Raw genomic sequence first — 16827 nt, 5'->3', positions numbered from 1 at the left:
GACGCGATAGCGTCGCGCCATGCTTGCCGAACGCTTTGTCCTGTGCCGGTCTGGTGGTTTGAGCGGTGTGCCCAGAACCCGATCCCTTCTCGAACTCGGCCGTTAAACGCACCAGCGCCCATGGTACTGTGTCTCAAGACACGGGAGAGTCGGTCGCCGCCAGACCTGCACAGAACAAAACACGCCCTCATAAAAAAACGATCACGCCTTTGGCGCGGGGTGGAGCAGCCCGGTAGCTCGTCAGGCTCATAACCTGAAGGTCACAGGTTCAAATCCTGTCCCCGCAACCAAAATCAATACCCCATACACACCAAACAACGCGAAAGCCGGCCCGCCAAAAACGGGCCGGCTTTCGTGTGTCAAAAACGAAATGCCGGAAACAGCGGTCATTCCGTGACGCCGTCGTCCCTTAGATGACGAACGATGCAGATCGGAAGAGCGNTCCCCGCAACCAAAATCAATACCCCATACACACCAAACAACGCGAAAGCCGGCCCGCCAAAAACGGGCCGGCTTTCGTGTGTCAAAAACGAAATGCCGCGATGACGTCGTTGCGTCGATCCATTCGCTCGGCGCCCTGTCGGTTGACCGACACGACAGGAGGTGGGGCAAGGTCCTCCCTCACGATCCCTTTTCCCGATCTCCACAAGCCAATTCCTCGATCCATCGCTTGAGGCGCCGAGCGGGCATTGTCAGCTTGAGTATGTTCTTGTTTTGTTCCATCCCTGGAGCATGAGCAGAGCACAGCGGCCCCTCGGGAATGGCACGGACGAGCCGGCTACCGACCGGACGACCGCGATTTCGACTTTACGCGATCTCCTCCAGGCGCGGGCGAAGCCTGAGGGCGGACGCACGACTCTACCCGTGGGCATCGATGCGATCGATGCTCGCATGCCGCTCGAAGGTCTTGCCCTTGGCGCGCTCCACGAGATCGCTCCGGAGTCCACGACCGATGGCCCAGCCGCGCTCGGCTTCGCCCTGGCGCTCGTCGCCCGTCATCTCGCGCGAGGGGCGGGCGAGGCGATGCTCGTCCTCGGGCGCGGATATCCGGCCCCCTACGGCGATGGCCTTTCCGATCTCGGGCTCGATCCGGGGCGGCTGCTGCTGATCGAGGTCGAGAACGACACCGACGCCTATCGCGCCATGGAGGAGAGCCTGAGCGCCCGCGGACTGCGCGCCGTGGCCGGCCTCATCGAAACCGGTCTGCCGGTGATCCAGAGCCGGCGCCTGCACCTGGCTGCGGGCCGGTCGGATAGGCTGCTCCTGGTCCTGCGCCCGGCCGGGGCCGAATCCGCCAATGTCGCGGTCACGCGCTGGCGGATCGGGGCGGCGCCGGCCTTGCGCGACCGCTTCGGCGGCCTCGTGCGCCCCCGCTGGCGCGCCTCTCTCGACCGCTGCCGCAACGGACGGACGGGTTTCTGGCTCCTGGAGTGGGATCATGCCGCGCATCGTTTCGATCTGGCTGGAGCACTGGCCGATCACGCGGCTGAGACGCGCGGCACGCGGCTCACGTGACGACTTGGAGGACGGAGCGCCGGTCGTCGTCGCGGCCGCCGGTCCCGGCGGCCTGCGCCTGACCGCCGTCGATGCCCTCGCGGCCTCCCTCGATCTCTGGCCGGGCGAGCCCCTGGCGCGTGCCCGTGCCCGCATCGGCCCGCGCATCGTCGTCCATCCGTCCGATCCAGAGGCCGACGCCGCGGCCCTGGCGCGTCTATGCTTATGGGCGAAGCGATACACCCCCACCGTCTCGCCCTTCCGCGCTTCCGAGGGCGGTGATGGCCTGTTCCTCGACATCGCGGGCGCGAGCCATCTCATGGGCGGCGAAACCCGCCTGATGGCCGATCTCGCACGGCGTCTGGCGGCCAATGCCCTGCCGGCCCGACTGGCATTGGCCGACACCCCGGGCGCCGCCTTCGCCCTGGCACGCCACGGCGGCGGATTCTCGCCTTGCATCGTCACCCCGGGAGTGACCCAGGCGGCGATCGGCCATCTGCCGGTGCGGGCGCTTCGCGTCGATCCGGCCATGGCCGAGAGCCTGCACCGCCTGGGGCTGCGCCGAATCGGGCAGCTCATGGAAGCGCCGCGTGCTCCCCTCGCCAAGCGATTCGGCAAAACGCTGCTGATGCGTCTCGATCAGGCGCTCGGCCTGCGGCCGGAGCCCCTGATCGCGCTCGGCGACGTTTCGACCTTCTCGGCCTCACGCGGTTTCCTCGATCCGATCGGGCGCCAGAGCGACATCGTCGTCACCGCTTCGCAGCTGATCGAAGACCTGGCGCCCCGGCTCGCGGCGGCCGACCTCGGCGCGCGGGCCCTGCGGCTGATCCTGACCCGCGTCGACGGTCTCGACCGCAGTCTCGACCTCGCCCTGTCCGAGCCCACGCGTTGCCCCGCTGCGGTCGCCCGCCTCCTCGACCTCCGGCTCGACCGGCTCGGGGCGGGCCTCGACGCCGGCTTCGGCTTCGAGACCGTGCGGCTCGAGGTGACCGAAACCGGAACGATGAGGCCGGTCCAGGCCGCGTTGCGGGACGCGGACCGCGCCGCCGTCCCACGCGTCGGCGGCCACCTCGCCGATGCCCTGCACCAGCGCCTCGGGCGCCGGCCGCTGCGACTCGAGCCGCGCCGCAGCCACATCCCCGAGCGTGCCCAGCGCACCGTCCCCTGGCAAGCGGAGAAGGCCGTGCTGACATGGGCCGACGAGGCCAAGGCTCTCGACGAGACGATCGCGATGCGGCCGCGCCGCCCCCTGGTGCTCCTGCGCCGAAGCGAGCCGGTCCAGGACGTACTCGCCTCGGAGCGCGACGGAGCCCCCTGTCGCTTCCACTGGCGCGCGCGCCTTCACGTCGTCACGCATGCGGAAGGGCCGGAGCGCATCGCCGCGGAATGGTGGAGCGAGGCCGCGGTGGCACGCGACTACTACCTCGTCGAGGACGAGGCCGGCCGCAGGCTGTGGCTCTACCGTGAAGGCGCGCACGAGCCGCCGGCACCCGCGCGCTGGTTCGTCCACGGGCTGTTCGCGTGAGGGGTTCCACGGACGGCGGTGCTCGGGTCCACCGGAGCATGGCAGGCGAGCAGGCGTCCGGTCGTGACGAGGGAGCCCTGGGTCGCCTGCCGGCGTCCTATGCCGAACTGGCGGCGGCCACCAACTTCTCGTTCCTCCACGGCGCGTCGCATCCTCAGGAGATGGTCGCCCGGGCGGCACAACTCGGGATCGCCGCCATCGGCATCGCCGACCGCAACACGCTGGCGGGTGTGGTCCGCGCCCATGCCGAGGCGCTGCGGCTGGCGCGCGAAGGCAGCCCGATCCGCTTCATCCCCGGCGTCCGTCTCGTGACGGAATGCGGTTTTGCGGTCGTCGCCTATCCGATGGACCGCGCCGCCTATGGTCGGCTCTGCCGCCTGCTCACCGACGGCAACCGCCGCTGCGTGAAGGGAGACTGCCGCTTCGGGCTCGACGGACTGCTGGCGGCGGCCGAGGGCCAGATCCTCATCGCGATGCCGGCGGCGGCGGCGGGGCCTTCGGACGGGTTCGTCGCAAACCTGCGCGAACTGGCGGCCGCCGCCCCGGGGCGCACCTACCTCGCCGGCAGTCACCGACTCCGCGGCGACGAGCGGCGCCGGCTCGGGCTGCTGGCGGAGCTCGGCCAGCGGCTCGGCGCGCCCCTCGTGGCGGTCTCAGACGCGCTCTACCACGTGCCCGAGCGAAGGCCCCTGCAGGACGTCGTCACCTGCATCCGCGAGGGCGTGACCCTGGCGGAGGCGGGCTTCCGGCTGGAGGTCAACGGCGAGCGCCATCTCAAGGGCCCGCAGGAGATGGCGCGCCTGTTCGCGGATCACCCGGAGGCCATCGCCCGGACCGTGGAGATCGCCCAAGCGTGCGATTTCTCGCTGGCGGAGCTGCGTTACGAATATCCCGACGAACCGGTGCCGCCGGGCAAGACCGCGCAGCGCCACCTCGCCGACCGGGTCTGGGAGCGTGCGAGGGGGTGGCGCTACCCCGATGGGGTGCCCGATACGGTGGCGGAAACCATCGCCGACGAGCTCGCGCTGATCGAGAAGATGGATTACGCGCGCTACTTCCTCACCCTCGACGATGTCGTGCGTTTCGCCGAGAGCCGCGGCATCCTCTGCCAGGGCCGCGGCTCGGCGGCCAATTCCGCCGTCTGCTTCTGCCTCGGCATCACCGCTGTCGATCCCACCAAGATCCGGCTGCTGTTCGCCCGCTTCATCTCGGAGAACCGCGGCGAGCCGCCCGACATCGACGTGGATTTCGAGCATGAGCGCCGTGAGGAGGTGATCCAGTACCTCTACGGCCGCTATGGCCGCCACCGCGCCGCGATCTGCGCCACGGTGATCCACTACCGGCCGCGCAGCGCCATCCACGAGGTCGGCAAGGTCCTGGGCCTCACGCCCGACATCACCGGGCTGATGGCCGGCACGGTCTGGGGCTCGTGGGGCGACGGCTTGCCCGATCCGCATATCGCCCAGGCCGGGCTCGATCCGAACAACCCGGCGATCCGCCAGGCCGTGGACCTCGCCGTGGCGCTGATCGGGTTTCCGCGCCACCTGTCCCAGCATGTGGGCGGGTTCGTGCTCACCCGCGGACGCCTCGACGAGACCGTGCCGATCGGCAACGGCGCCATGCCGGATCGCACCTTCATCGAATGGGACAAGGACGACATCGACGTCCTCGGCCTCATGAAGGTCGACGTGCTGGCGCTCGGGATGCTGAGCTGCATCCGGCGCGGGCTCGATCTCCTGCGCGAGAACTACGGGCGCGATTATCCCACCATCGCCGACATCCCCCAGGATTCCCACGCGCCCGCCGACGGCAAGGGCGCCGCCCAGGTCTATGCGATGCTCGCGAAGGCCGATTCCGTCGGCGTGTTCCAGGTCGAGAGCCGGGCGCAGATGTCCATGCTGCCGCGTCTGAAGCCGAAGGAGTTCTACGACCTCGTCGTACAGGTGGCGATCGTGCGCCCCGGCCCGATCCAGGGCGACATGGTCCACCCCTACCTGCGGCGGCGCTCGGGGCAGGAGCCGGTGGTCTATCCCTCGCCGTCGCCCGAGCACGGGCCGGCGGACGAATTGAAGGAGGTGCTCAGCAAGACCTTCGGCGTGCCCCTGTTCCAGGAGCACGCCATGCAGATCGCCATCACGGCGGCCGGCTTCACGCCCGCCGAGGCCGACGGCCTGCGCAGGGCCATGGCCACGTTCAAGCATGTGGGCACCATCAAGGGGTTCCGCGACAAGTTCGTGGGCGGGATGACCCGGCGCGGCTATCCCCTCGATTTCGCCGAGCGCTGCTTCAACCAGATCCAGGGGTTCTCCACCTACGGCTTTCCCGAGAGCCACGCGGCCAGCTTCGCGCTCCTCGTCTACGCCTCGGCCTGGCTCAAATGCCATTATCCGGACGTCTTCCTGGCCGCGATCCTGAACGCGCAGCCGATGGGCTTCTACCGGCCGGCGCAGCTGGTGCGGGACGCGCGGGCGCACGGCGTCGAGGTGCGCGGGCCGGACGTGAACGCCAGCGACTGGGACTGCACCCTGGAGCCGTCCTCCGATACGAGGCCGGACGGCGAACGGCGCTTTGCCGTACGCATCGGCCTGCGCCAGGTGAGCGGAGTGCCCGAGGCCGCCATGCGCCGGCTGGTGGCCCTGCGCGGCAACGGCTACGCCAGTATCGAAGGACTCCAGGCGGCCCTGGCGCTGCCGCGCAACGCCCTGGAGCGCCTGGCCGAGGCCGACGCCTTCCGCTCCCTCGATCTCGATCGCCGCGCGGCCCTGTGGGCGGCCCGCGCCCTCGACGGGGCCTCGGGCCGACGGGCGGCCGCACAGGCGGCACCGCCCGACCGGCGGGCGCATCGGTTGGAGGCGCCGCTGCCGCTGTTCGCCTTCCATGCCGACGACGGCCTGTTCCGGGGCGAGCCGGCGACCGACCTGCCGGGCATGGCCCCCTCGGAGCATGTGGCCGAGGACTACGTCTCCACCGGGCTCTCGCTGAAGGGCCACCCGGTCGCGTTCTTCCGCGAACGCCTGGCCCGGATCGGCGCGATCCCGGCCTCGGCCCACCACGACCCGGCGCTGACGCAAGGTACCCGCGTCACCGTCGCCGGCCTCGTCCTCACCCGCCAGCGCCCCGGCACCGCCAGGGGCGTGGTGTTCCTGACCCTCGAGGACGAGACCGGCATCGCCAACGTCATCGTCTGGCGCGAGGTGTTCGAGGCGAACCGGCGCATCGCGATGAGCGCGCAGTTCCTGGCGGTGCGTGGCCGCATCCAGCGGGCCGGCGCCGTGGTCCATCTCCTCGCGGAGAAATTCCGCGATCTGACGCCCGAGCTGCGTTCGCTGCGCGAGGGCGGCCTCAAGCTCCCGCCGGAAACCACGGATGTCTCGGCACCGCCCGACCGGCGGATCTACCGCAGCCGGGATTTCCATTGAGGCGGCGCGCCTCCCCGCGCAGGAAAGCCGCTCGCTTGCTTCGCACTGAGGATGTCGACGTCGCTCGGAACTCGGCTCGCACGACTGACTGCGCGCCGCGCGGCAACGCCGACCTGCGCGAGAGGGCCCCAAGGCAATGCCGATCTCGCTCAGCGCATACTCCAACCTCGGGCACCTCCGGGTAAACCGTCCTGGTGACGATGCCGTCCTTCTCCAGCTCCTCGCGCTGCCGGATCGCCTTCTCCCGGTTCACGCCCTCGACGCGCCGCTCCGGTGCGGAAAACCGCAACCGCACATTTCGACATGTGAGGGGCGCCCCCATGGCAGGGGCGCCCCTTTTTATTCCAAGTTCATGAGGTGCGGAACTTTGGGGCCTGAAGGCGGGTCCTTGGTTCCGCTCTCGTCCTACAGGTGTGCCAGCACCGCCAGCAGCAGCAGGGCGATGATGTTGGTGATCTTGATCGCCGGGTTCACGGCGGGGCCCGCCGTGTCCTTGTAGGGGTCGCCGACGGTGTCGCCGGTCACGGCGGCCTTGTGGGCCTCCGAGCCCTTGCCGCCGTGGTGGCCGTCCTCGATGTACTTCTTGGCGTTGTCCCAGGCGCCGCCTCCCGACGTCATCGAGATGGCGACGTAGAGCCCGGTGATGATGACGCCCATCAGCATCGCGCCCACCGTGGCGAAGGCCTGGGACTTGCCCGCGATGGCCTGGATCACGAAGAACAGGACGATGGGCGACAGCACCGGCAGCAGGGACGGCAGGATCATCTCCTTGATCGCCGCCTTGGTGAGCATGTCCACGGCCCGGCCGTAGTCGGGCCGGTCGGTGCCCGCCATGATGCCGGGCTTTTCGCGGAACTGGCGACGGACCTCCTCCACCACCGCACCCGCGGCACGTCCCACCGCGGTCATCGCCATGCCGCCGAACAGGAACGGGATGAGTCCGCCGAGCAGCAGGCCGACCACCACGTAGGGGTTCATCAGGGTGAAATCGACGCTGACGCCCTGGAAGAACCGGTACTGCGTCGGGCTGGCGTTGGCGATGAAGTAGTTGAGGTCGCTGGTGTAGGCGGCGAACAGCACCAGGGCGCCGAGGCCCGCCGAGCCGATGGCGTAGCCCTTGGTCACCGCCTTGGTGGTGTTGCCGACGGCGTCCAGCGCATCGGTGGACTTGCGCACCTCCGGGGGCAGGCCGGCCATCTCGGCGATGCCGCCGGCGTTGTCGGTGACCGGACCGAAGGCGTCGAGCGCCACGATGAAGCCGGCCAGCGCCAGCATCGCGGTCACCGCGATGGCGATGCCGAACAGGCCCGCCAGGGAGTAGGTCGCGATGATGCCCGCCACGATGACGATGGCCGGCAACGCCGTCGATTCCAGCGAGATCGCCAGGCCCTGGATCACGTTGGTGCCGTGGCCGGTGACCGACGCGTCGGCGATGGACTTCACCGGCCGGAAGTTCGTGCCGGTGTAGTACTCGGTGATGACCACGATCAGCGCCGTGATCACCAGGCCGATGACGGCGCAGCCCAAGAGGCCGCCGGAGGTGAAGCTGACACCGGCGTTGGTGGTGAAGGTCGTCGAGAAGCTGCCGAACAGGGCGAGGTTGACGAGCGCGATCGCCACGATCGAGAGGGCGCCGGCGGTGACGAGGCCCTTGTAGAGGGCGCCCATGATCGATTGGTTGGCCCCGAGCCGGACGGCGTAGGTGCCGGCGATGGAGGTGAGGATGCAGGCCGAGCCGATGGCGAGCGGATAGAGCAGCATCGTCTCGAGGACGTTGCGGCCGGCGACATCGGTCTGGCCGGCGAAGAAGATCGCGGCCAGCACCATGGTGGCGACCACGGTCACCGCGTAGGTCTCGAACAGGTCGGCGGCCATGCCGGCACAATCGCCGACGTTGTCGCCGACGTTGTCGGCGATGGTGGCGGGGTTGCGCGGATCGTCCTCGGGAATCCCAGCCTCGACCTTGCCGACGAGGTCGCCGCCGACATCGGCACCCTTCGTGAAGATGCCGCCGCCGAGCCGCGCGAAGATCGAGATCAGCGAGGCGCCGAAGCCTAAGGCCACCAGGGCGTCGATGACCTCGCGGCTGCCCGGCGGCAGGCCGGCGATGCGGGTGAGATAGCCGTAGTAGAGCGCCACCCCGAGGAGCGCGAGGCCGGCCACGAACATGCCGGTGACGGCGCCGGACTTGAAGGCGACGTCGAGACCTGCGCCCAGCGAAGTCGATGCGGCCTGCGCGGTGCGGACGTTGGCGCGCACCGAGACGTTCATGCCGATGAAGCCGGCCGCCCCAGACAGCACCGCGCCGATCAGGAAGCCGATGGCGACCTTGATGCCGAGGAACCAGGCCAGCGCCACGAACAGCACGGCCCCGACGATGGCGATGGTGGCGTACTGGCGGCGCAGATAGGCCTGTGCCCCCTCGGCGATGGCGCCGGCGATCTCCTGCATGCGGTGGGTGCCGGCGTCGCGCTTCATCAGCGCGTTGATCGTGAGGATGCCGTAGGCGACGGCGCACAGCCCGCCTCCGATGATCAGCAGCAATGCGGTCATTCTACCGTCCTTGGTGGCTGTTCCGACGATCCCCGCGCGCGGCCCGGCGCGACGGGTGAGGACCGACGGCCAACGGTGCTTCGGCCCATCGCCCGCAACGGGATGGGTGGCGTCGCGAGACGAAGCAACAGTGTCCGTGGCCGTTCTAGCGCTCGGATTTCGCATTCCTCCCCGGAATTGCGCGTCTTGAGTGCCAAACTTCCGGCCTCAGCGCAAACGATGACTGCAATCGCCAACAACGGATATTTGTGCGCTGCCGTGGTTCATGCCGTGACGCACCATCGCCGCGCCGCCGAGGCGGGTCGGGACGGGCTCAGAACGACGCCCTGATGCCCCCGAAGACGCTGCGGCCGCTGCCGGGATAGAAGGCCGCCAGGCCGGCCGCGCCGCCCGGCGCCGACCGGGCGTTGGTCACCACCGAGACGTCGGAGACATAGCGCTCGTCCGTGAGGTTGCGCGCGTCGAGGAACAGCGAGACGCCGCTCTTGAAGTCGATTCCGGTCTGGACGTTGAACAGGGCATAGCCCGGCACCTGCAGGGTGTTGGCGTGGTCGGCGAACGCGCCTTGCGGCACCCAGTCGAGGGACGGCGAGAGATAGAACCCGCTCGGATGGGTGTAGGTGAGCACCGTGCGCAGGACGTCCCGAGAGATGCCGGCGATGCGGTTGTCGCCGAACAGCGGGTCGTTCACGAAGCGGAAGTCGTTGTGCGTCCAGACCTGCGACACGCTCAGGGTGTCGCAGATGCCGGTGAGGTCGCGCGCGAGGTCGAGGGAGACCGCCGCCTCCACGCCCTGGTGCAGGGTGCGGGGCGCGTTGAAGGTCGCCGCCGGGATATTGAGGCCCGGGTTGATCGAGAAGTTGATGAGTTCGTCGCGGATCTCCGACCGGTACAGCGTCACGTCCCAGGCGAGCCGGTCGATGCGCCCGCGGGTTCCGGCCTCGACGGTCCAGGCGCGCTGCGCCTCCAGCGGCACGAAGGTGGTGCGCAGGGTGTTCGTCTGGGCGAGATCCGAGAAGTCCGGCACGTCGCGCGACCGGGTGATGTCGCCGAACACCTGGATGTCGGGCAGGGGCTGCCAGAGGAGTCCGATCTTGGGGTTGATGCCCTCGTAGGTGCGGTTGCCGAACTGGACGTTCGGGTTGGCGGAAAAACCGCCCTTGTTGCTGTAGGTCCGGTTGGACGAGAACGCCTTGGCCCCGGTCATCAGCGCCACGTCGGGCAGGAACCAGAACCGGTTCTCGCCATAGGCCTCGTAGTTCGAGGCGCTCTGGAGGGCGCTCAGGGTCTGGCCGTTGCGCTGGCCGGCCCTGTTGGCGAATTGCAGCGCCGAGTTGATGCCGGCCGAGGCGCGAAGCCCGAGGATGGTGTCGTTGCGGTAGCCGCCCACGTCGAAGGTCCCGGCCCAGCGCGGTGCGACGCCGTAGGTCCAGCCGTCCTGGTCGATCACCTGGAAGATGGGGTGATAGAGCGACTTGTGGATCGCCCAGGTGTCGATATCGAGCTTGCCCACGTCGAGAACGAACGAGGTCCGGTTGGCGATCCGCTCGGTCTCGACTTTTCGCGATTGGTTGCCGGTGATCGCGTTGGGGTTGGCCAGTGTCGGGTTGTTCAGGGCGTTGAACAGGGACAGCGTGCCGGGCAGCTTCTGGTCGGTGAGATAGACGCCGACGTAGAACCGCGTCTCGACGCCGGGGGCCAGGCGGTAGCCGAGGTTGGCGTTGAAGTTCTGCGTGCGCTGGGTCTCGTGGTCGCGGTAGCCGTCGGAATTGGTGAGCGTGCCGTTGATCAGGAAATCCGCAGGCCCGGAAATGCGCGAAAACTGAGAATTCTCGCGGATGGTGCCGAAGCTGCCGCCGTCGATCCGCAGGATGTTGGGGCTGAGCGCCGTGTAGGCGGTGGGGGTGACGAAATTGATGGCGCCGCCGAGCGTCGTGGCACCGAAGGTCAGGGCATTGCCGCCCTTGTAGACCTCCACCGAGCGCAGGGCGAGCGGATCGATCTGGTAGAAGTCGCCGCTGCCGTCTGCGAGGTTGAGCGGGATGCCGTCCTGCAGCAGTTCGAGCCCGCGCAGGTGGAAGCCGCGCGCGATGCCGGAGCCGCGCACCGACAGGCGCATCTCCTGGCCGTAGCGCTCCTGCACGAACACGCCGGGGGTATCCTTGAGGACGTCGCGCAGGGTGTTGGCGTAGCGGTTCTGGAAATCCGCCGCATCGACGAAGGCGACGGAGCCGACGGTGGCGTTCACCGCCGCCCGTTGCTCGGCGACGCTCGGGACCGTGACGGAGCCGGCCGTCACCGCCCCTTGCACCGTGAGTTCGGACAGGGTGGCATCCGCCTGCTGGGCGAGAACGGCCGTGGTGGACAACAGGACGAGCGCCAGGGCGCCGCCGCGGGTGGTGGGCGAGGACATCGGACAGGGCTCCGGGCAGGCCACCTCGCGATTCGCGACGGACGTCGCGAAGGGGCTGGCCTCCCATCGAATGGAACGGGAAAAAGGGCCGGATGCCGCCGGATCGCCTGACGCGGAACCGGCGGTCAGGCGTCAGTGATCGTGATGGCCGGAGGGCTTGGACCCCGTCGCCTTGCCGTCCGGTCCCTTGCCGTCCGGCCCTTTGGCGCCGATCGGGGCCACCGCGAAGGTCACCGCCACCGTTCCGGCGCGGGCGAAGATCAGGCTGCCTGCGATCGCCTCGCCGGCCTTGGGCGTGCCCTTCAAGTCCTCGAACATGAGGTGGTAGCCGCCCGGCTTGAGCTCGACCGTGGCGCCGGGGGCGATCGTGAGGCCGCCCTCGACCACCGCCATCCGCATGACGCCGCCGTCCATCGACATGGAATGGACCGAGGCGCTGCCGGCCAGAGGGATCGCCGCCCCGGTCAGCCGATCCGACTCCTTGCCGGTGTTGGTGATGCGGACGTAGCCGCCGGCCACCTTCGCTCCGGCGGGGGTCGCCCGCATCCACGGCGTCTCGATGGCGAGGTCGCCGGCCTTGACGACGGCCGGCGTCGCCCCGGTGGTCGCGGGCTGGGGTCCCGCCGCCACGATCGTCACGCCGGGAGCCGGCGCCTTCAGCGACCGTGCCTCCTGGCCGGGAGCCGGGATCTCGCTCCAGCTGTGGCTGCCCTGCGTGCAATCCTGCTGCACCGGGAAATACACGGTGCTGCCGGGCGCGAAGGTGTCGGTCACCCGGGCGAGGAAGGTGAACTCGTCGACCTGGTCGTCGGGCAAGCTGCCGCCGCTCCAGGTGATGGTCTTCACGCCCTCGCCGACGTCGCCGTGGTAGTATGGGTATGCCCGGGCGTAGGGGCCCTTCTCGGTCGTCAGCTCCCAGCCGGGCTTGGGCATCGGCCGGGCGCCGATGACGCCCTCGGGAACGGTGACGCTGACGCGATTGGTCGGCTTGCCGGAACAGCCGTGGTTGACCTGGACCACGGCGCGATAGCTCGCGTTCGGGGTCGCCTCGCGGCGCTCCAGGGTGACGTGGGCGAAGGCGGCGGTGGTCGAGGCGGTGACGAGGAGGGCGGCGTAGAGCTCGGCCCGGGGAATCCGGTGCATGGCGGCGGTCCTGCTATCTGAGGGGATCGAAGACGGACGATCGGCTCAGACGGTGGGAGGGCCTCGGGCGGAGACGGTCGATCCCGGCGGCGCGCGGGCTGCGGCGGGGGTCTCGGGGCGCGGGACGACCGGCGAGGCCGTACGCGGCGGCCAGGCCGGCATTGCCATGGCGGGGAGGGGGCCGCCGGCATCGGTGGCGGCGAAGGCGGCGATGCAGCAGGACGCCGCGTGGTGGGCCGGAACCTTGACCGGCCCCTCGTCATCGCCGGCCGCAGCCAAACCCTCGGCGCAGAGGACGCCGGCATGGTCGATCATGCTCAAGGGCAGCATGCCACCGAGCATGCCCTGCAGCACGAACGCGTAGAGCACGATCACCGCGGTGATCGGGCGCCAGACGCTCCGCTTGACGATCGAGGGGACCATGGAACGCCCCTTACGACACGTCGCGCCGCCTCGCCAGGGCCGCGCATCGACGAACTCCGGATGTTGCCGATGCGCCGCAGGTGCGCGGATGCACGCACGGGGCGTGGCCCGCGCCACATTGTGGCCCGGTCGCCATGGCTTCTTAACCGTGCCGGGACAGTGTCCCGGCACGACAGTTTCGCGGCACGACATCCGAAAGTCCCGATCGCGCTCGGCGCGGCGGCCTTCCGGTCGAACGCCCCACCACCGGATCCAAGAGCTGAGCCCGATGCGCAAACAGGCCCTTCCCCTCCGCTCCCTCGCCGTCGCGCTGCTCGGCACTGTCGCCCTTGGGCAGGCGGCCGTGGCGCGCGAACCGGCCGGCTTTTCCCAGGCCGAATGGGCCCAGGACTACGCCGCCCCGGCCGGGCTCCAGGTCCAGCGGTCGCTGACCCCGATCCTGTCGCCCCAGACCATCGCCTCCACCGAGCAGATGGTGGAGAAATACCGGGAGATCGTCGCCCGCGGCGGATGGCGGCCGGTGACCGGCGCCGACCGCCTGCGCATCGGATCGCGCGGTCCGGCCGTGGGCACGCTTCGCCAGCGCCTCGCGGTGAGCGGAGACCTCGACCAGGGCCAGGGCGGCTCGAACACCTACGATTCCTACGTCGCGGCCGGCGTGAAGCGGTTCCAGGCGCGCCACGGTCTCAGCCAGACCGGTGCCATGAGCATGGCGACCCAGCAGGCCATGAACGTCCCCGCGGACATCCGCCTGCGCCAGCTCGAGGTGAACGTGGTGCGGCTGCGCTCCTACTCGGGCAACCTCGGCAACCGCTTCGTCATCACCAACATCCCGGCCGCCCTGGTGCAGACGGTCGAGAACGGCCAGGTCGTGACGCTCCATGCCGCCGGTGTCGGCAAGATCGACCGGCAGTCGCCGATCATGAACGCCAAGGCGGTGGAGATCAATTTCAACCCGACCTGGACGGTCCCCGCTTCCATCGTGAAGAAGGACCTCATCCCCAAGATGCAGAAGGATCCGAACTACCTCACCGAGAACAAGATCCGCATCTTCACCGGAGAGACCGAGATCTCGCCGGCCTCGGTGAACTGGAACTCGGACGAGGGCACCCGCTACCGCTACCGCCAGGATTCGGGCGCCGACTTCAACTCGATGGGCATCGTGCGCATCAACATCCCGAACCCGCACGGGGTGTTCATGCACGACACCAACTCCAAGGGCGTGTACGGCGACGACTTCCGCTTCATCTCCTCGGGCTGTGTGCGCGTGCAGAACGTGCGCGAGTACATCACGTGGCTGCTCAAGGACACGCCCGGCTGGGGCCGCGACCAGGTCGAGCAGGCCATCGAGAGCGGCAAGCGCATCGACGCCCGGATGACGCAGCCGGTGCCGGTCTACTGGACCTACATCACCGCCTGGTCGACCCCGGACGGCCTCGTTCAGTTCCGCGACGACATCTACAAGCGCGACGGCGTCAACGTGCCCTCGACGCTGTCCGCCCCGACCCCGGTGGCGAGCGCCGAACAGGTTCAGACCTTCGAGCCGGGCGACGAAGAGAACTGAACGGCCGGCCCTGACGTCAGGACCGATGATCGACGGCGAGCGCACCAGCGCTCGCCGTTTTCGCGTCCGGCGGGTCTTCTTCGCGTGCGGCGATGCCTTGCGCAGCTTCCATCAAGCGGCTGCGCTCAAACCTGCCGCCCCTCGAGCATGTCACGGATGTCGGTCTCGGTCTTCCGAGCGTATGCAATGGCGCGTTCGGCATCGACCCGCTCGCCATCCTCACCGTTCCAGAAGACCCCGCCGGTCGCGTGAGCATAGACCGCGCCTGCGATCGCGACCCCGGCGATATTGGCGATCCCCACGTAATAGATTTCCAGGATCTGGGACCAAGGTCCGCGGGGCTGGGCTTCGTCGCAATCGTCCAGGAAGTTCTCGACCGCACCGGCGTCACCAAGCTCGCATTCGAAGCCCGCCTCATGCCCTTCCCAGACCGCTGGCAGATGGCCGGACAGGGCGTCGATCCGTTGGTCCGCCTCGACTGTGAGGGTAAGCTTGAAACCGAGCGCATCGATCGCGGCTTGCCACGCGCCGATCGTTTCGAGGGAACGCGCGCTGAGAACGAATGCTGACAGGGACATATGCTTTGCCTTCGTATGTGCTGCCTCGGCGACGAGAGCCGCGACAACGAACCTCTGCGACATCGAAGCGAGGCCAGACGCGAACTGGCCTTGCCCGGACGCACAACCAAGAGATGTGTTCGTGATTTGTTCGGGTCCTGTCAAGGAGACTTTGAGAGGCAGATCAGAGGAATGCGCGAGGCACACCCGCGTAGGAGGCCGGGGAACGAAGGCGGACATTCAAATTTTTTTGGAACGTCACGCCAAATTAGCTGAGCTTGGCCTCATCCCGCTGCCCGTGTAATAAAATGCCCATCGTGTGTCCGACCGCCCGAACGCCAGCGGAAGACGGACGCCTTCGCCCGTTCAAAAAATCGAGGCTATCCATGAGCGCCGGTACGATTTCCGACAAGCACTTCTCGAACTCGTTCTTCAGCGCGTCGCTCGCCGACGTCGATCCGGAGATCGCCAGCGCCGTCTCGCAGGAACTCGGACGGCAGCAGCACGAGATCGAGCTGATCGCCTCCGAGAACATCGTCTCGCGCGCCGTTCTCGAAGCGCAGGGTTCGGTCCTCACCAACAAGTACGCCGAGGGCTACCCGGGCCGTCGCTACTACGGCGGCTGTCAGTTCGTCGACATCGCCGAAGATCTGGCCATCGACCGCGCCAAGCGCCTGTTCGATTGCGGCTTCGCCAACGTCCAGCCGAACTCCGGTTCGCAGGCCAACCAGGGTGTGTTCCTGGCGCTGATGCAGCCGGGCGACACCTTCCTCGGCCTCGATCTCGCCGCCGGCGGTCACCTCACCCACGGCGCGGCCCCGAACGTGTCGGGCAAGTGGTTCAAGCCGGTGCATTACACCGTGCGCCGCGACGACCAGCGCATCGACATGGAGCAGGTCGAGGCGCTGGCTCACGAGCACAAGCCCAAGATCATCATTGCCGGCGGCTCGGGCTACCCCCGCCAGTGGGACTTCGCCAAGTTCCGTGAGATCGCCGATGCGGTCGGCGCCTACTTCATGGTGGACATGGCCCACTTCGCCGGCCTCGTCGCCGCCGGCGTGCACCCGTCGCCGTTCCCGCACGCGCATGTCGCCACCACCACCACCCACAAGACCCTGCGCGGCCCGCGCGGCGGCATGATCCTGACCAACGACGAGGCGCTCGCCAAGAAGTTCAACTCGGCGATCTTCCCCGGCCTGCAGGGCGGTCCGCTCATGCACGTCATCGCCGGCAAGGCCGTCGCCTTCGGCGAGGCCCTGAAGCCCGAGTTCAAGATCTACGCCCGTCAGGTCATCGAGAACGCCAAGGCGCTCGCCGACACCCTGATGACCGGCGGCTACGACATCACCTCGGGCGGTACCGACAACCACCTGATGCTGGTGGACCTGCAGAAGAAGGGCCTCACCGGCAAGGCGGCGGAAGCCGCGCTGAGCCGCGCCCACATCACCTGCAACAAGAACGGCGTTCCGTTCGATCCGGCCAAGCCCACGGTGACCTCGGGCATCCGCCTCGGCACCCCTGCCGGCACCTCGCGCGGCTTCGGCGTCGCCGAGTTCAAGCAGATCGGCAGCCTCATCATCGAGGTGCTCGACGGTCTCGTGGCCAAGGGCGAGGGCGGCGACGCCGAGGTCGAGGCGAGCGTGAAGGCCAAGGTCCACGCGCTCACCGACCGGTTCCCGATCTACGGCTGACCCGCCCTACCATCGGCGGAGGGTTGCCACGGGCGCAGGTGTGCC

General features: G+C 68.8%; 10 protein-coding genes, 1 tRNA gene, 1 rRNA gene and 1 pseudogene. 7 read left to right on the top strand and 6 right to left on the bottom strand.

Annotated features, from left to right (window positions below):
* Positions 1-49 precede the first annotated feature (49 nt).
* The 5 genes from rrf (at position 50) to ASG59_RS02005 (ending at position 6438) form a co-directional block, all read left to right on the top strand.
* A 5S ribosomal RNA gene (gene rrf, locus ASG59_RS02025) occupies positions 50-165 on the top strand.
* Positions 166-213: 48 nt separating this feature from the next.
* Positions 214-290: transfer RNA gene (locus ASG59_RS02020), tRNA-Met, on the top strand.
* Positions 291-714: 424 nt separating this feature from the next.
* On the top strand, positions 715-1515 hold the full coding sequence (locus ASG59_RS02015; protein ID WP_244475595.1) for an ImuA protein: 801 nt from the start codon (positions 715-717) through the stop codon (positions 1513-1515).
* The gene (locus ASG59_RS02010) at positions 1439-3019 is read left to right on the top strand and encodes a DNA polymerase Y family protein (RefSeq protein WP_056406655.1); all 1581 of its coding nucleotides are present in this window, start codon (positions 1439-1441) and stop codon (positions 3017-3019) included. The genes ASG59_RS02015 and ASG59_RS02010 overlap by 77 nt, the downstream gene beginning before the upstream one ends.
* 38 nt (positions 3020-3057) lie before the next feature.
* Positions 3058-6438 carry an error-prone DNA polymerase gene (locus ASG59_RS02005; RefSeq protein ID WP_056406653.1) on the top strand — a complete coding sequence of 1127 codons (3381 nt, stop codon included), beginning with the start codon at positions 3058-3060 and terminating at the stop codon, positions 6436-6438.
* Positions 6439-6558: 120 nt separating this feature from the next.
* Here the strand turns inward: ASG59_RS02005 and ASG59_RS21130 are convergent.
* The 5 genes and pseudogenes from ASG59_RS21130 to ASG59_RS21375 all read right to left on the bottom strand — a co-directional run.
* Positions 6559-6760, bottom strand: a pseudogene (locus tag ASG59_RS21130) (winged helix-turn-helix transcriptional regulator); the annotation flags it as partial.
* A gap of 83 nt (positions 6761-6843) precedes the next feature.
* A complete protein-coding gene (locus ASG59_RS02000; protein WP_055884598.1) occupies positions 6844-8991 on the bottom strand; it encodes a sodium-translocating pyrophosphatase in 2148 nt (715 codons plus the stop codon).
* A gap of 313 nt (positions 8992-9304) precedes the next feature.
* The gene (locus tag ASG59_RS01995; RefSeq protein ID WP_056406651.1) at positions 9305-11404 is read right to left on the bottom strand and encodes a TonB-dependent receptor; all 2100 of its coding nucleotides are present in this window, start codon (positions 11402-11404) and stop codon (positions 9305-9307) included.
* 132 nt (positions 11405-11536) lie between these two features.
* Positions 11537-12547 (bottom strand): DUF1775 domain-containing protein, encoded by a 1011-nt coding sequence (locus tag ASG59_RS01990; RefSeq protein WP_056406649.1) that lies wholly within the window; start codon positions 12545-12547, stop codon positions 11537-11539.
* Between the two features lie 45 nt (positions 12548-12592).
* Positions 12593-12970, bottom strand: coding sequence for a hypothetical protein (locus tag ASG59_RS21375; protein ID WP_056406647.1), 378 nt, complete (start codon positions 12968-12970; stop codon positions 12593-12595).
* A 268-nt stretch (positions 12971-13238) separates the two neighbouring features.
* On the opposite strand from ASG59_RS21375, the gene ASG59_RS01980 reads away from it, so the two are divergent.
* Positions 13239-14534, top strand: a complete 1296-nt coding sequence (locus tag ASG59_RS01980; protein WP_056406644.1) for a L,D-transpeptidase family protein — start codon at positions 13239-13241, stop codon at positions 14532-14534.
* Positions 14535-14659: 125 nt separating this feature from the next.
* On the opposite strand, the gene ASG59_RS01975 is transcribed toward ASG59_RS01980, so the two are convergent.
* Positions 14660-15112 carry a hypothetical protein gene (locus tag ASG59_RS01975; protein ID WP_056406642.1) on the bottom strand — a complete coding sequence of 151 codons (453 nt, stop codon included), beginning with the start codon at positions 15110-15112 and terminating at the stop codon, positions 14660-14662.
* A 365-nt stretch (positions 15113-15477) separates the two neighbouring features.
* On the opposite strand from ASG59_RS01975, the gene glyA reads away from it, so the two are divergent.
* Positions 15478-16782 carry a serine hydroxymethyltransferase gene (gene glyA / locus ASG59_RS01970; RefSeq protein WP_056406640.1) on the top strand — a complete coding sequence of 435 codons (1305 nt, stop codon included), beginning with the start codon at positions 15478-15480 and terminating at the stop codon, positions 16780-16782.
* Positions 16783-16827: the final 45 nt, after the last annotated feature.

Source organism: Methylobacterium sp. Leaf466, assembly GCF_001425565.1.
Classification (GTDB): domain Bacteria; phylum Pseudomonadota; class Alphaproteobacteria; order Rhizobiales; family Beijerinckiaceae; genus Methylobacterium.
The sequence above is the reverse complement of the archived record's forward strand: the minus strand, read 5'-3'. Positions and strand labels throughout refer to the sequence as shown.

Coding starts and splice junctions, on each gene's coding strand:
- ASG59_RS02010 (WP_056406655.1), top strand. CDS start 1,439: ATGCCGCGCATCGTTTCGATCTGGCTGGAGCACTGGCCGATCACGCGG.
- ASG59_RS01980 (WP_056406644.1), top strand. CDS start 13,239: ATGCGCAAACAGGCCCTTCCCCTCCGCTCCCTCGCCGTCGCGCTGCTC.
- ASG59_RS01990 (WP_056406649.1), bottom strand. CDS start 12,547: ATGCACCGGATTCCCCGGGCCGAGCTCTACGCCGCCCTCCTCGTCACC.
- ASG59_RS01995 (WP_056406651.1), bottom strand. CDS start 11,404: ATGTCCTCGCCCACCACCCGCGGCGGCGCCCTGGCGCTCGTCCTGTTG.
- ASG59_RS02000 (WP_055884598.1), bottom strand. CDS start 8,991: ATGACCGCATTGCTGCTGATCATCGGAGGCGGGCTGTGCGCCGTCGCC.
- ASG59_RS21375 (WP_056406647.1), bottom strand. CDS start 12,970: ATGGTCCCCTCGATCGTCAAGCGGAGCGTCTGGCGCCCGATCACCGCG.
- ASG59_RS01975 (WP_056406642.1), bottom strand. CDS start 15,112: ATGTCCCTGTCAGCATTCGTTCTCAGCGCGCGTTCCCTCGAAACGATC.
- ASG59_RS02005 (WP_056406653.1), top strand. CDS start 3,058: ATGGCAGGCGAGCAGGCGTCCGGTCGTGACGAGGGAGCCCTGGGTCGC.
- glyA (WP_056406640.1), top strand. CDS start 15,478: ATGAGCGCCGGTACGATTTCCGACAAGCACTTCTCGAACTCGTTCTTC.